16 protein-coding genes are annotated in these 13,903 nt (G+C 71.2%); 12 read left to right on the forward strand and 4 right to left on the reverse strand.

Annotated elements, in window-relative coordinates:
* Positions 1 to 13 precede the first annotated feature (13 nt).
* Together ACG0Z3_RS19425 and ACG0Z3_RS19430 are read right to left on the reverse strand one after the other, a co-directional pair.
* Positions 14 to 1,459 (reverse strand): M16 family metallopeptidase, encoded by a 1,446-nt coding sequence (locus tag ACG0Z3_RS19425; RefSeq protein ID WP_394400569.1) that lies wholly within the window; start codon positions 1,457 to 1,459, stop codon positions 14 to 16.
* 103 nt (positions 1,460 to 1,562) lie between these two features.
* Positions 1,563 to 2,261 carry a hypothetical protein gene (locus ACG0Z3_RS19430; RefSeq protein ID WP_394400572.1) on the reverse strand — a complete coding sequence of 233 codons (699 nt, stop codon included), beginning with the start codon at positions 2,259 to 2,261 and terminating at the stop codon, positions 1,563 to 1,565.
* Between the two features lie 177 nt (positions 2,262 to 2,438).
* Here ACG0Z3_RS19430 and ACG0Z3_RS19435 point away from each other — a divergent pair, with 177 nt between their 5' ends.
* Complete coding sequence (locus ACG0Z3_RS19435; protein ID WP_394400575.1) at positions 2,439 to 2,690, forward strand: DUF3297 family protein; 252 nt, start codon at positions 2,439 to 2,441, stop codon at positions 2,688 to 2,690.
* A gap of 15 nt (positions 2,691 to 2,705) precedes the next feature.
* On the opposite strand, the gene ACG0Z3_RS19440 is transcribed toward ACG0Z3_RS19435, so the two are convergent.
* Positions 2,706 to 4,067, reverse strand: coding sequence for a cytochrome P450 (locus ACG0Z3_RS19440; protein WP_394400577.1), 1,362 nt, complete (start codon positions 4,065 to 4,067; stop codon positions 2,706 to 2,708).
* A 58-nt stretch (positions 4,068 to 4,125) separates the two neighbouring features.
* Between ACG0Z3_RS19440 and ACG0Z3_RS19445 the strand changes: the two genes are divergently transcribed.
* The 9 genes from ACG0Z3_RS19445 to ACG0Z3_RS19485 all read left to right on the forward strand — a co-directional run bounded on the left by ACG0Z3_RS19445 (position 4,126) and on the right by ACG0Z3_RS19485 (position 11,107).
* Positions 4,126 to 4,974 (forward strand): helix-turn-helix domain-containing protein, encoded by an 849-nt coding sequence (locus ACG0Z3_RS19445; protein ID WP_394400580.1) that lies wholly within the window; start codon positions 4,126 to 4,128, stop codon positions 4,972 to 4,974.
* A 38-nt stretch (positions 4,975 to 5,012) separates the two neighbouring features.
* Positions 5,013 to 5,798: a substrate-binding periplasmic protein gene (locus tag ACG0Z3_RS19450; protein ID WP_394400583.1), complete on the forward strand. Its 786-nt coding sequence runs from the start codon at positions 5,013 to 5,015 to the stop codon at positions 5,796 to 5,798.
* Between the two features lie 46 nt (positions 5,799 to 5,844).
* Positions 5,845 to 7,023 (forward strand): acetyl-CoA C-acyltransferase, encoded by a 1,179-nt coding sequence (locus tag ACG0Z3_RS19455; protein WP_394400586.1) that lies wholly within the window; start codon positions 5,845 to 5,847, stop codon positions 7,021 to 7,023.
* 4 nt (positions 7,024 to 7,027) lie between these two features.
* Complete coding sequence (locus ACG0Z3_RS19460; protein ID WP_394400589.1) at positions 7,028 to 7,207, forward strand: hypothetical protein; 180 nt, start codon at positions 7,028 to 7,030, stop codon at positions 7,205 to 7,207.
* Complete coding sequence (locus ACG0Z3_RS19465; RefSeq protein ID WP_394400592.1) at positions 7,204 to 8,040, forward strand: SPFH domain-containing protein; 837 nt, start codon at positions 7,204 to 7,206, stop codon at positions 8,038 to 8,040. Before ACG0Z3_RS19460 ends, ACG0Z3_RS19465 begins: the two co-directional genes overlap by 4 nt.
* Positions 8,041 to 8,050: 10 nt before the next feature.
* On the forward strand, positions 8,051 to 8,680 hold the full coding sequence (locus tag ACG0Z3_RS19470) for a LysE family translocator (RefSeq protein ID WP_394400595.1): 630 nt from the start codon (positions 8,051 to 8,053) through the stop codon (positions 8,678 to 8,680).
* The gene (locus ACG0Z3_RS19475; protein WP_394400598.1) at positions 8,677 to 9,342 is read left to right on the forward strand and encodes an SDR family oxidoreductase; all 666 of its coding nucleotides are present in this window, start codon (positions 8,677 to 8,679) and stop codon (positions 9,340 to 9,342) included. The genes ACG0Z3_RS19470 and ACG0Z3_RS19475 overlap by 4 nt, the downstream gene beginning before the upstream one ends.
* An 81-nt stretch (positions 9,343 to 9,423) precedes the next feature.
* On the forward strand, positions 9,424 to 9,903 hold the full coding sequence (locus ACG0Z3_RS19480) for a MaoC family dehydratase (protein WP_394400600.1): 480 nt from the start codon (positions 9,424 to 9,426) through the stop codon (positions 9,901 to 9,903).
* A gap of 67 nt (positions 9,904 to 9,970) precedes the next feature.
* Positions 9,971 to 11,107 (forward strand): acyl-CoA dehydrogenase family protein, encoded by a 1,137-nt coding sequence (locus ACG0Z3_RS19485; RefSeq protein WP_394400603.1) that lies wholly within the window; start codon positions 9,971 to 9,973, stop codon positions 11,105 to 11,107.
* A gap of 53 nt (positions 11,108 to 11,160) precedes the next feature.
* On the opposite strand, the gene ACG0Z3_RS19490 is transcribed toward ACG0Z3_RS19485, so the two are convergent.
* Positions 11,161 to 11,478, reverse strand: a complete 318-nt coding sequence (locus ACG0Z3_RS19490; RefSeq protein ID WP_394400605.1) for a hypothetical protein — start codon at positions 11,476 to 11,478, stop codon at positions 11,161 to 11,163.
* A gap of 166 nt (positions 11,479 to 11,644) precedes the next feature.
* Between ACG0Z3_RS19490 and ACG0Z3_RS19495 the strand changes: the two genes are divergently transcribed.
* Together ACG0Z3_RS19495 and ACG0Z3_RS19500 are read left to right on the forward strand one after the other, a co-directional pair.
* Positions 11,645 to 12,574 (forward strand): ABC transporter ATP-binding protein, encoded by a 930-nt coding sequence (locus tag ACG0Z3_RS19495; RefSeq protein WP_394400607.1) that lies wholly within the window; start codon positions 11,645 to 11,647, stop codon positions 12,572 to 12,574.
* Positions 12,575 to 12,585: 11 nt separating this feature from the next.
* Positions 12,586 to 13,863 carry an ABC transporter permease gene (locus tag ACG0Z3_RS19500; RefSeq protein WP_394400610.1) on the forward strand — a complete coding sequence of 426 codons (1,278 nt, stop codon included), beginning with the start codon at positions 12,586 to 12,588 and terminating at the stop codon, positions 13,861 to 13,863.
* Positions 13,864 to 13,903 lie beyond the last annotated feature (40 nt).

The raw sequence follows: 13,903 nt of genomic DNA on the forward strand, positions 1-13,903 counted from the left end.
TGTGGCTCCGGCATCAGGGTTGCGTGGCCGGCTTAGCGGCGGAGGCGGCCGGCGCGGGCGTGGGCGTGGGCGCGGCCAGCATGGCGGCGGGCTTGCGGTCGATGACCGAGCGGTTGGCCGGCGTCAGGTAGGTGGCGGCCACGCGCTGCACGTCGGCCGACGTGACGGCTTCGATCCAGCCCGGCACCTTGTTGATGACGGTGGCGTCGCCCCACAGCGCCTGCAGCTTGGCCAGGCGGTCGGCGCGGCTGAGGAACATCTCCACGCCGTTGTACCAATCGGCCAGCAATGCGGTCTTGAGGTTCTTCAGCGTCGGCGCGTCCACGCCGTCCTTGACGACGCGGGCGATCTCCTCGTCCATGCCGGCCAGCAGCGCGTCGGCCGTGGTGTTGGGCTTGTACAGCGCGAACACTGTGAAGATGCTCGGGCCGTCGTATTCCCACATGCTGGTCAGGCCGTAGAGCGAGTTCATGTTCAGCGCCAGCTCGCGGCCCTTGACCAGGCCCTGGTAGAAGCGCGACGCGTCGCCTCCGGCCAGCAACTGGCCCAACACGGCAAACGGCGCCTGGTCCTTGCTGCCGCGGTCGGGCAGCTTCCAGGCCGTGGCGACGGCGGGCACCTGGGCCAGCTTGTCGGCCTGCGTCAGGCGGCGTTCCTTGGTGTTCAGGCCTTCGCGGAAGTCCGTGGGCTTGGGCGTGGGGCGCGCGGCGATCTTGCCGAAGTACTTCTCGGCCAGCGCAAAGCCCTGGGCCGGCGTCACGTCACCGGCGATGGACAGCACGGCGTTGTTGGGGCCGTAGTAGTCGCGGTGGAAGGCGCGCACATCGTCCAGCGTGGCGTTCTCCAGGTCGACGAAGCTGCCGTAGCCGTCGTGGTTGTTCTCCCACTTGTCGAAGGCCAGGTAGCCGATGTCCAGCCACATGAAGCCACCATAGGGCTGGTTCTGCACGTTGACGCGGATCTCTTCCTTCACCACGTCCTGCTGGTTCTTCAGCGTCGTGGGGTTGAAGTCCAGCGTGGTCATGCGGTCGGCCTCCAGCCACAGCATGGTTTCCAGCGCGGAGGAAGGCGCGGTCTCGATGTAGTTGGTGAAGTCGGGCCGCGTGGAGCCGTTGTTGTTGCCGCCGCCCGAGGTGATGACTTGGTCGAACACGCCCTTGGGCGCCTTGGGCGTGCCCTGGAACATCAGGTGCTCGAACAGGTGGGCGAAGCCGGTACGGTTCTTGGGCTCCAGCCGCATGCCCACCTTGTAGACCACGCTGATGCCCACCGTCGGGCTGCTGGCGTCTGGCGAGATGACGACGGTCAGGCCGTTGGCCAGGGTCTTCACGTGGACGGGAATCTGCCAGTGGTCGGCGGCCGGTGCGGCCTTCGGGGCGGCCACGGCGTGGCCGGCGGTCAGCGCGAGTGCGGCGGCGCTGATGGCGCCCAGCACCGCGCGGCGGGTGGTGGTCAACATGGGGTCTCCTGTGGGGAACGGCGCCGAGTGTCCGCCGAATGCGCCGGCATGCCGAAGGGCACGCCGGGCTTGTCCCTAGACCACGGCCCGGGCGCCGCTGTGCTCAGCGAGCGGCGGCGCCGCTCAGATCGAAGTCGAAACTCCGCTCCACCAGTTGCGTGTCCGCTGGGCATTGCGCGGCCTTCATCGCGTCGGACACGGCGCCAAACAGCGCGCTGTGGAGTGCGGGGTCCTTCGGTGCCGTGACGGCGCGGGTGCGCACGGCCACCAAGCGCCCCTCCCGAAAATCCGCCTGCGAGCGGTAGGCCGCCTGGCCACGCCAGGCCGAACTGGCGGCGGCGGCTGGCAGCGCCGGGGTCGGCACCTCGCAGGTGTCCGGGGTCAGCACGGGCTTCCAGGCCGGCATTGGGGGTTGCTCGCCCTGGCGCAGCGGCTTGCCGTCTTGGGCAGCGAGCGTGGCGGGGGGCTGCCCTGCTGCGCCATCCGAGCGCACATCAAAGTCGAAGCGCTGTTCGAAGACATGCTCGCCGGGCTGGCAGCGGGCAGCGCGCAGCGCCTCCGTGATGGCCTGGGCGAAGGCGCGCTGGGCCCGCCGATCCACGCCGCCCATCAGCGACCTGATCTCTACCGTCGTGACGCGGCCTTCCCGGACGTCGGCCCTGGCCTGGTAGGCCGCCTGGCCTCGCCATTCCACCGGTGGCACCTTGGGTTGCTTCACCTGGCAGACCGGCTCTGCCGGCTGCGCCTGTGCGGAGCCGGCCAGCAGCAGTGCTGCGAGGCCGGCAAAAAAAGTCTTCGTCATGCGGTCTCCTGGAGGGGCGGCTCTCACGGCCGGCGTGCGCCGGAGCCTAACGAGGTATCCCGGTGAATCCTCACGTCGCCGATCTTTATGGTGATTGTTTCTGCCTGTTGTGCGGCCGTCGGGCCGTCGCGGCGCATCCCTGACAATGCGCCCCCGCTTCACCGCACCAGAACAGCCATGTCCGATACCGCTGCCTCCCGCCCCGAACTGCCCGACCACCTCAGCGTGGATCCGCGCAGCCCGCACCACGTTGCCGCCGTGTTCGAGCACGACATCGGCATCCGCTTCAACGGCAAGGAGCGCAACGATGTCGAGGAATACTGCGTCAGCGAAGGCTGGATCAAGGTGCCCGCCGGCAAGACGCTGGACCGCAAGGGCCGGCCGCTGTGCATCAAGTTGAAGGGCGTAGTCGAGGCGTTCTATCGTTGACCTGACGCCTGCGGTCTAGTGGCGCGCCGTGAGGCGCAGCCGCAGCCCGCCCTCGGGCCGCAGCGTGACGGCCATGCGCGGCTTCGGGGGCGTGTCGCCCAGCGGAGCCAGAGTGAAGCGCTGCAGCAGCAGCGCCGCGATCAGCGTCATCTCCAGCACCGCGAAGTGCTGGCCCAGGCACACCCGCGGCCCCAGGCCGAAGGGGATGTAGGCGCCGCGCGGGATCTCGTCCGGCGCGCCGGACAGAAAGCGCTCGGGCCGGAAGGCCTCGGCCTCGGGCCACCAGCGCGGGTCGCGGTGCAGCAGCCAGGGCGTCACGCGCACCAGCGTGCGGGCCGGCAGCGTCACGCCGCCCACCGTCACCGCGCGCGTCAGCCGCCGCGTCATCAGGGCGGCCACCGGCGGGTACAGCCGCATCGCCTCCTTCAGCGTAGCGGAGAGCCAGGGCAGGGCGGCGGCGTCCTCCGCGCCGGGGCAGCGGCCCTGCAGCATCGCGTCCACCTCCGCTCGCGCGCGGGCCTGAGCCTCGGGGTGGGCCGCCAGCAGCCAGCTCCACCATAGCAGCGCGGTCGCGCTGGTCTCGTGGCCGGCCTGGAAGCTCACCATGCACTGGTCGTACACCTCTTGCGGCGACAGCGCCTCGCCGGTGGCATCGTCGCGCAGCGCCATCAGCCGGCCCAGCAGGTCATCGCCGCCGCCGCCCGTCGCGCGACGGGCGTCGATGTGCTGCGCCAGCAGGCCGCGCAGCAGCCGCGTCGCACGGCGCTTGGCCGCCTTGCCGGGCAGGGGCAGCCAGTCCGGCAGCGTGACCGGCCAGAACATCTCGCGCAGCGCCGTCTCGCTGAGCACCTGCACGGCCTCGGCCGCCGCCGCCGTGTCCTGCCCGATGGGCGTGCTGAACAGCGTGCGCGAGATCACGTCCATCGTCAGGTGGCTGAACAGCGCGTCCATGGCCACCGCCTGGCCCGCCTCGCCGGGGCGCACGGCGTCCAGCCCGGCCACGGCGGCCTCGGTCATCAGCGCCGCGTAGCCGGCCACGCGTTTGGGCGCGAACGCCGGCATCAGCATGCGGCGCTGGCGCTGCCAGGTGGCGCCCTCGGTCACCAGCACCGACTGGCCCATCAGGTCCGCGAACACCTCCGGCCCGCGAGCCCAGCGCACCAGCGTGTCGGCATGCTCCACCATCAGCGTGCGCACCAGCTCGGGGTCGAACACGTCCACCGCGCGCTCGCCCATCACCTGCTGGCGCACCAGGTCGCCCAGCGGGCGTTGCGCGTCGATGACGGCGAGGTAGTCGCGCCGCATGGCCAGCAGCACGGGCAGGCCGCCCCAGCGGGTGGGGTGGCCGGGCAGGTCGTTCCAGGTGAGTGCAGTCATGGCGCCATCCTCCGTCCGGGTGGGCGGCCGGGTCTTGAACGAATGCGACACTGAAACCATGGATGACGCCGCCACCCGCCTCTGGCTGCCGCCGCTGGCCCTGGCTGGCTGCGTGCGCGGCGTGATGCTGCGCGACACGCGCGGCCGGGCGTTGGACGCCGCCGCGCGCGAAAACTTCTTCCCCGCCACGCCGCTGGTCAGCCTTTTCTGGTGGCTGGACGGCGGCAGCGACTGGCTGGCCACGCCCGGTTTCGCGCCGCCACCCACGCAGCCGGTGCAGGCCCCGGTGATGCTGGGCGGGCCGTTCACGCAGCCCTCGCACACGCGCAACCCCGGCGCGATGCGCGCCTTCAAGCTGCTGATGCTGCCGGACGCCTTCACCGCGCTGACCGGCGTGGCGCTGCCGGCGCACGTGAACCGCGTGGCCGATGCCCGCGACGTGCTGCCGCCGGACTGGTGCGACTGGGCCGCGCGCATGGGCGCCGCGCCCGACGATGCGGCCCGGCTGCTGCTGCTGCAGGACTTTCTCGTGCCGCGCTGGCAGGCGCTGGGCGCGCAGCAGCCCGGCCAGCGCTATGCCGCCTGGAGCGAGGCGCTGGCCGTGCGGGCCGCCACCAGCGCGGCCGGGCGCAGCCTGCGCCAGCTGGAGCGCCGCATCAAGGCATGGGCCGGCCTGCCGCTGCGCGAGCTGCGGGCCGTGTCGCGTGCCGAGGCGGCGTTCTACGCGGTGGCCGCTGCCGAGGGCCAGCCCGGCTTCAACTGGGCCGACATCGCCGCCGGCAGCGCTTACGCCGACCAGTCCCACCTGTGCCGCGAGACCCGCCGGCTCACCGGCTTCAGCCCCGAGGAGCTGCGCCGCCGTATCCACACGGAGGAGGCCTTCTGGGCCTATCGCCTGTGGCGTTGAGGGGAGGGACGTGGCGCCAGTGGGCGGCGGCATTGGGCATGCTGGTTGGCGCCAGCGCCGCAGTGGCCGCCACGCTGCCCTGCCCGCAGCCGCTGCGCGTGGGCTTCAACGACCGCGCCAGCCCGCCAGCGCTGCTGGGCCAGGGGCCCGGCTTTGCCGAGCCGCCAGGCTGGGAGGTTCAGGCCGTGCGCGACACGCTGGCGCGGCTGGGCTGCCAGGCGCAGCGCACGCAGCTGCAGCGGCTGCCGGGGCGACGCCTGAGCGCGGCCCTGGCGCAGGGGCGCCTGGACATCGCCTTGCTATACGCCGCGACCCCCGAGCGCCGCCAAGCCATGCGCTTCCCGACCGATGCGCGCGGCCAGATCGACCTGGCCTGGGCGCCCGCGTTCGGGCATCTGGTGCTGTTCAGCCGCGCCGGTCAGCCGCCGCCACCGCCCGGCTGGGACGGGCAGACGCTGGACGCCCGCTGGCGGGTCGGCGTCGTCACGGGCTCGGTGCAGGAGAGCTTGGCCAGCCAGCGCGGCTGGCGCGTGGAGCAGGTGGCGTCGCGGGATGCCGAGGTCGCCATGTTGTTGGCCGGGCGCTTCGACCTGCTGTTCACCGCGCTGGAGGTGCTTCCGGCCGAACGCCGCCAGGGCCTGGTGGCCTGGCAGCCGCCGGTGGCACGGCTGCCGTTCTTTGCGCCGGCCTCGCCGGCTTTCGCGAAAGCCCACCCGGCCTGGACGCGTGCGTTCTGGAACGAGTTCTGCCAGTCGGTGCGCCGGCTGCAGCCCGAGGTGCGCCCCACCGAGTGCGGCACCGTGCCTCCTGCCACGCTGCGCTGATGGCGACGCCACAATGGCGGCTTCGTTGACCGAACGGAGTTCTGAAATGTCCGATGCCATCGTCATCGTGTCCGCCGCCCGCACCCCCATCGGCGGCTTGTTGGGAGATTTCGCCGGCCTCGCCGGCTGGGAGTTGGGCGCCACCGCCATCCGCGCCGCCGTCGAGCGTGCCGGGTTGCCGGGTGACGCCGTCGATGAGGTGCTGATGGGCTGCTGCCTGATGGCCGGTCAGGGCCAGGCACCCGCGCGCCAGGCTGTGCGCAAGGCGGGCCTGCCGGACTCGGCCGGCGCCGTCACGCTGAGCAAGATGTGCGGCTCCGGCATGCGCACCGTGATGTTCGCCCACGACATGCTCGCGGCCGGCTCGGCCGACGTGATGGTGGCCGGCGGCATGGAGAGCATGACCAACGCGCCCCACCTGATGTCCGCGCGCAAGGGCATCAAGTACGGCGCCTCGGCCGTGTTCGACCACATGGCGCTGGACGGTCTGGAAGACGCCTACGAGCGCGGCAAGGCCATGGGCGTGTTCGCCGAGAGCTGCGTGGCCAAGTACGGCTTCAGCCGCGAGGCCATGGACCAGTACGCCATCACGTCCACGCAGCGCGCCAAGGCCGCCAACGAGAACGGCGCCTTCGACTGGGAGATGGCGCCCGTCACGCTGAGCTCACCCAAGGGCGACACCGTCGTCAAGTTCGACGAACAGCCCTTCAAGGCCAAGCTGGACAAGATCCCCTCGCTAAAGCCCGCCTTCAAGAAGGATGGCGCGATCACGGCGGCCACCTCGTCCAGCATCTCCGACGGCGCAGCCGCCCTGGTGCTGATGCGCGAGAGCACAGCCCAGGCCCGCGGCCTCAAGCCCATCGCCCGCATCGCCAGCCATGCCGTGCATGCGCAGGCGCCGGAATGGTTCAGCACCGCGCCGGCCGGCGCCATTCAGAAGGCGCTGGCCAAGGCCGGTTGGCAGGCTTCTGAGGTGGACCTGTGGGAGGTCAATGAAGCCTTCGCCGCCGTGACCATGGCCGCGATGGCCGAGTTCAAGCTGCCGCACGAGATCGTCAACGTGCACGGCGGTGCCGTCGCGCTGGGCCACCCCATCGGCGCCAGCGGCGCGCGCATCATCGTCACGCTGCTGGGCGCGCTGAAGCAGCGCGGCCTGAAGCGCGGCCTGGCCACGCTGTGCATTGGCGGTGGCGAGGCGACGGCGCTGGCCGTCGAGATGCTGTAACGCGGTGCGCCATCTCGTCCTGATCTTCCTGGCCGTGCTCGCGGCCTACGGCCTGTGGCAACTGGGCAGCCGCCGCAGCCTGCACCGCTGGGCGCGCCACGGCGTGCGCCTGGCGGCCGTGCTCGCGCTGCTGCTGGCCGCCCTCGTCCTGGCCTACCACTCCACTGCATTGAAACTGCTATGAACGCCAAACCCCTGCTGCTGACCCTCGCCGCGCTGCTGGCCGGCTGCACCCAGATCGACACCGGCAACGTGGGCGTCGAGCGCACGCTGGGCAAGGTCAGCACCGAGGCGCTGCCGCCCGGCATCTACTTCACGGTGTTCAAGACGGTGGACGAGTTCACCGCGAAGGAGATCGGCTTCCAGCTGGCCGACATGACGCCCAAGAGCCGCGACAACCTGACGATGAAGGACGTCGACATCGACATCTACTTCAAGGTCATGCCGGCGGCCGTACCGGGGCTGTTCACGAAGTACCAGGGCGACGTGATGCGCCATGCCGACATCGTGCGCGACGGCAGCAAGGACCTCGTCATCGCCTACAGCCGCGTGTCGCGCGAGGCCCGCGAGGCCATCTACAAGGCCGTGGCCGAGATGGACGCGACCACCATGCACACCAAGCGCGCCGAGCTGTCCGAGGCTGTGCGCGCCGGGCTGCAGAAGGAGCTGGACACCAACGACAAGGGCGCCTTCGTCGTGACGGCGGTGAACGTGCGCAACCTGCTGACCGACCCGGCCATCGAGGCCGCCATCCGCCAGCGCGCCGAGACCGACCAGGCCATCGAGCGCAAGCGCAAGGAGGTGGAGCTGGCCAAGGCCGAGGCCGAGCGCCTCATCGTCGAGGCCGAAGGTCAGGCCAAGGCCAACCAGATCATCAGCGCGTCGCTGACGCCGGCGCTCAAGGAGATCAAGCTGGCCGAGCTGCAGCGCGACGCCGCGCTGGCCATCGCCAACAAGGCCGGCAACACCGTGTTGCTGGGCGGCGGCGCGCAGCCACTGGTCAACGTCGGCAAGTAAGGAGCAGGCCATGCTGGGCACGCACGATCTTCCGCTGTTCGCCGCCACCGTGTTCGTGCTGAACGCGACGCCTGGCGTGGACATGGCCTACACGGTGGCCAGCACGCTGCGTGGTGGCTGGCGTCAGGGGCTGGCCGCGGCCGTGGGCATCATGGCCGGCTGCGTGCTGCACACGCTGGCCGCGGCCTTCGGGCTGGCGGCGCTGCTGGCGACGTCGGCCGAGGCCTTCCTGGTGCTCAAGCTCGCGGGGGCGGCCTACCTGCTCTACGTTGCCTGGGGCATGGCCCGCGCGGGCCTGCGCCCGGCCGCGGCGAGCGCCGAGGTCAGCGCGCCGCCGTCGCTGTGGCGCACGGTGCGCCAGGGCTTCTTCACAAACGCGCTCAACCCCAAGGTGGCGCTGTTCTTCCTGGCGCTGCTGCCACAGTTCATCGACGCGGCCGCACCGGACAAGACGGCGGCCTTCCTCTTCCTCGGCACCTGGTTCATCGCCCAGGGGCTGCTGTTCCTGGTGGCGCTGGTGGCGCTGGTCGTCCCGCTGCGCCGCAGCCGGCCGCGCCCCTGGGTGGGCCGCGCGCTGAACCTGGGCGGCGCCGGCCTCTTCACCGTGCTGGCGGCCAAGCTGGCCTTCACCAAACCATGAACGTCCTGATCATCGGCGCCTCGCGCGGCCTGGGCCTGGAGTTCGTGCGCCAGTACCGCGCGGCGGGCGCCCGCGTTACCGCCACCGTACGCGACGACGCCGGCCGTGCCCGCCTGTCGGCGCTGGGCGCCAAGCCGCTGACCCTGGACGTGGCCAGCGCGGCCAGCGTGTCGGGCCTGGCCTGGCAGATCGACGGCGAGGCCTTTGACGTGGTCATCATCAATGCCGGCGTGTTCGGCCCGCGCGCCGGTGCGTTGGAGGCGCCCACGCAGGACGACTTTGACACCGTCATGCGCACCAATGTACTGGGCCCCATGCGGCTGTTGCCGCAGGTGGCCGAGGCGCTGGCGCCGGGCGCGCGGCTGGCCATCGTGTCGTCGCGCATGGGCTCCATCGGCCTGCGCACGGGCACGCACGGCTGGCTCTACCGCGCCTCCAAGGCGGCCGTGAATTCGGTGATGAAGGACGCCGCGCTGGCGCTGGCCGGCCGGGTCACCGTCATCAGCTTCCACCCCGGCTGGGTGCGCACCGACATGGGCGGCGCCGAGGCCGACATCGACGCGCCCACCAGCATCGCCGGCATGCGCACGGTGCTGGCCAGCGTGAAACCGGCCGACACCGGCAGTTTCTTCAATTACGACGGTCAGCCGCTGGCCTGGTGAGGGCGCCGCCCGGCATGCGCTAAGGTCATGCCCTGACGACAACATGGCCGGGCGGGAGCCTGGCAAATCGGGAGATCCAGCATGAACGCGACCGTTGACTTGAGTGCCACGCCGGCCACCACCACGCTGGTGAGCGTGGGCGAGATCTGCGAGCGCATCGTCCGCTTCAGCCGCGAGGACATCGCCACCTTCGCCCGGCTGACGGGTGACACCAACCCGCTGCACCATGACGTGCAGGCCGCGCAGCGCGCACGCCACGGCGAGATCATCGCCAGCGGCCAGCAGACCACGGCCCAGCTGATCGGCCTGATCGCCAGCCATTTCTCGCGCAGCGACGACGGCCAGGCGCGCGAGCTGCTGTGCCTGAACTTCAACTTCTCGTTCAAGGCGCCGGTGTTCGCCGAGCAGGAGCTGATGCTGTACTGGCGCGTGGCCAATGTGGAATGGAACGCCACGCTGGGCGGCTGGCTGTTCCACGCCGATGGCCGCGCGACGGTGCGCAACGCCCACCCCTGCATCATCGGGCGCGGCACGCTGCTGGTGAAGGCCGGCGGCGCCTGAGCGGCGGCCGCACGGCGGCACGCGCTGCCGGCCGTGAAAATGAGGGCCCTCACCAACGGGTCACCTCATGCTTCTTACCGAAGACCACCTGGCCGTGCAGGACGCCATCCGCGTCTATGTGCAGGCCGAGATCGCGCCCCATGCTGCCGCGTGGGACAAGCAACGTCATTTCCCGGTCGAACAGTTGAAGGGCCTCGCGGCCCTGGGCTGCTACGGCGTGGCCGTGCCCACCGAGTGGGGCGGCGCCGGGCTGGACTACCTGGCCCTGGCCGTCATCCTCGAAGAGATCGCCGCCGGGGATGGCGGCACCAGCACGGTCGTCAGCGTCAACAACTGCCCGGTCTGCTCCATCCTGACGGCCTTTGGCAATGACGACCAGAAAACGCGCTTCCTGACGCCGCTGGCCAGCGGTGCCATGCTGGGCGCCTTCTGCCTGACCGAGCCGCATGTCGGCTCCGAGGCCGGCGGCCTGCGCACCACCGCCACGCGTGATGGCGACGACTACGTGCTCAACGGCGTCAAGCAGTTCATCACCAGCGGCCAGCATGGCGACGTGGCCATCGTGATGGCCGTCACCGACAAGGCCGCCGGCAAGAAGGGCATCAGCGCCTTTCTCGTGCCCACGGCCACGCCGGGCTACCAGGTGGCCCGCGTCGAGGAGAAGATGGGCCAGCACACCAGCGACACCGCGCAGATCGTGTTCGAGAACTGCCGCGTGCCCGCCGCCAACCGGCTGGGCGACGAGGGTCAGGGCCTGAAGATCGCGCTGTCGGGCTTGGAGGGCGGGCGCATCGGCATCGCATCGCAGGCGGTGGGCATGGCGCGCGCGGCCTTCGAGGCGGCGCTGCGCTACAGCCAGGACCGTGTCACCTTCGGCCAGCCCATCTTTCAGCACCAGGCGGTGCAGTTCAAGCTGGCCGACATGGCCACGCAGATCGAGGCCGCCCGCCAGCTGATCTGGCATGCCGCCAGCCTGAAGGACGCCGGCCAGCCCTGCCTGAAGGAAGCTGCCATGGCCAAGCTGTTCGCCAGCGAGATGGCCGAGCGCGTGTGCTCCGAGGCCATCCAGATCCACGGCGGCTACGGCTATCTCAGCGACTTCCCCGTCGAGCGCATCTATCGCGACGTGCGCGTGTGCCAGATCTACGAGGGCACGAGCGAGGTGCAGAAGATCCTGATCGGGCGGGCGCTGGCAGCGGGCTGAGGCGGCGGCCGTGGCCCTGTTCGCCCAGTGCAGCGGGCGCCAGGCTGGCGCCCTCAGGGCTTGACCGACCGACCCGCCAGGGCCTCTTCGAAGGTCGGCGGGACGACGTTCAGGCGCATGGATTTCACCGCGCTGTCGTAGGCGCTCCGGCACTTGGGTGACTGATCAAGCTTGCGCTTCTTGATCTCGTCCGCCAGCGCCCAGGTCCATTCGGTCTTGGACTTCAAGGTGTGCTTGGCCAGCTTCGAGCACAGCTCCCAGTCGTCGAACTTGGCGGCGCGCTCGTCGGTCTCGCCCAGGAAGACCGTGCAAGCAGAAAGTCCGGTGCCCAGCAGCAAGGCAGCCAAGACTCGCGTCGGGAAGAACGTCATGAACCCATCCTTGATCGAAAAGCGGGAGGGCATCGTCGCAGATGTTGGCCCGCTGGCGCGCGAGTCTTGCCGTTGGCGCTCATGGCTGTCGATTCATCGGAAGGCTTTCGGCGCGCGCCCTGTGCCGCCCTAGCATCCGCGCCGATTCGACTCTGGAGATGGCGAGATGAGTGACGATCTGTTGGTGGCCTGCGGCCTGCGCAAGGCCTACGGGAGCCGCGTGGCGGTGCAGGAGGTCAGCCTCGTGCTGCGCCCCGGCGAGGTGCTGGGCCTTCTGGGCCCGAACGGCGCCGGCAAGTCCACGACGGTGGGCATCATCAGCGGGTTGACGGTGCCCGACGCCGGCAGCGTGACGCTTTCCGGCGGCGTCACGCTGGCCAGCGACCCCATGGCCTACAAGCGCCGCATCGGCCTCGTGCCGCAGGACATCGCGCTGTACGAGGACCTGCCTGCGCGCATGAACGTCGAGCTGTTCGGTGCGCTGTACGGCCTGGCCCCCGACGTGCTGAAGCGCCGCGCCGCCGAGGTGCTGGCCATGGTGGGCCTGGCCGACCGCGCCCGCGACAAGCCGGCCACCTTCTCGGGCGGCATGAAGCGGCGGCTCAACATCGCCTGCGCGCTGGTGCACGACCCCGACATCCTGCTGCTGGACGAGCCCACCGCCGGCGTGGACCCGCACAGCCGTAACGCCATCTTCGACAACCTGGAAGCGCTCAAGCGCGCCGGCAAGGCCCTGGTCTACACCACGCACTACATGGAAGAGGCAGAGCGCCTGGCCGACCACCTCGTCATCGTGGACCACGGCCGCGTGGTGGCCAGCGGCACCCAGGCCCAGCTGTTCGCGCGGCTGCCGGCGGTGCAGCGGCTGCGCGTGGAGATCGACGGCGAGCCGGACGAGGTCGCCCTGCAGGGGCTGCCCGACGTGACGCGCAGCGGCCAGCGCCTGGAGATCGCGGTCGCGGACGTCGGTCATGACACGTCGGCGCTGCTGGCCGCGCTGGCGCAGCGCGGCGTGGCGGTGCGCGGCCTGGCCACGGCGCGCGCCACGCTGGAAGACGTGTTCCTGGCCCTGACGGGCCGCCAACTGCGCGACTGAACGGAGCCGCCATGCAAGCCCTTGTCGCCCTGGTGCGCGCAGAGATCCTGCTGCACTTCTCCAACCGCCGCGCCATGCTGCTCAGCATCGTGGCGCCCATCCTGATCGCCGCCTTCTTCGGCAGCCTGTTCGGCGGCGGCGCGCGCGGCGGCAGCCTCGCCGTGGCCGTGGTGGACCTGGACGGCAGCCCGCTGTCCCGGCGCGTGGTGGCCGCGCTGCAGGCCGAGCCCGCGCTCAAGACCGTGGTCACCGGCGAGGCCGAGGCGCTGGCCCAGGTGCGCGCCGGCAAGCTGCGCGTGGCGGCCGTGCTGCCCCGGGGCCTGGCGGCCCAGGCCGGCGGCGCGATGTTCGGCAGCACGGCCAAGCCCGAGGTCGTGTTGCACCACGACCCCTCGCAGGCCAGCGCGCTGGCGGTGGTGCGCGGGTTGCTGGCGCAGACTCTGATGCAGGAGGTCAGTCGCGCCACCTTCAGCCCCGAGGGTCTGGCCCGCCTGCAGCAGCAGGTGCGCGCCGACAGCCAAGTGCCAGAAGGGCAGCGCGGCGAGCTGCTGCAGATGTTCGCCGCCATCGACAAGGTGCAGCAACGCGAGGCCGCCACGTCGGGCGCGGGCGAGCCGCCGGCCGGCCTGGCCATGCCCTACGCCACCCGCGACGTGCAGGCCCTGCCGGATACCGGCGCCGCGCCTGCGGCCTACAACAGCTACGCGCATTCCTTTGCGGGCATGGGCGTGCAGTTCATCCTGATGGCCGGCATCGACATGGCCGTGGGCCTGCTGCTGATGCGCCGCCTGGGCCTGTGGCAGCGGCTGCGGGCGGCGCCGCTATCGCGCACGCAGCTGCTGGGCAGCCGCATCGTGGCCAGCACGCTGATCTCGCTGCTGGTGTTCGTCGTGATCTACGCGGTGGCCATCGCGGCCTTCGGCGTGCGGGTGCTGGGCAGCGTGGCGGGTCTGGCGCTGGTGCTGGCGTGCTTCTCGCTGATGACGGCCTGCTTCGGCCTGCTGGTGGCAGCGCTGGGCCGTACGCCCGAGGCGACGCGCGGCCTGGCCATCCTGGCCACGCTGCTGATGGTGATGGTGGGCGGCGCCTGGGTGCCGGCCTTCCTGTTTCCCGACTGGCTGCAGACGGCCTCGCTGGCCGTGCCCACGCGGTGGGCCGTGGACGCGCTGGACGCCATGACCTGGCGCGGCCAGCCCTTCGCCGAGGCGCTGCTGCCCAGTGCCGTGATGCTGGGCTTCAGCGCGGTGTTCGCGGCGGTGGCGGTGTGGCGGTTCCGCTGGGAGGGCTGAGGGGCGTGACTTTGTGCCGGCGGGCGGCGCCTGCCCCCGC

This window comes from Pelomonas margarita (assembly GCF_043555875.1).
Lineage (GTDB): Bacteria > Pseudomonadota > Gammaproteobacteria > Burkholderiales > Burkholderiaceae_C > Pelomonas > Pelomonas margarita.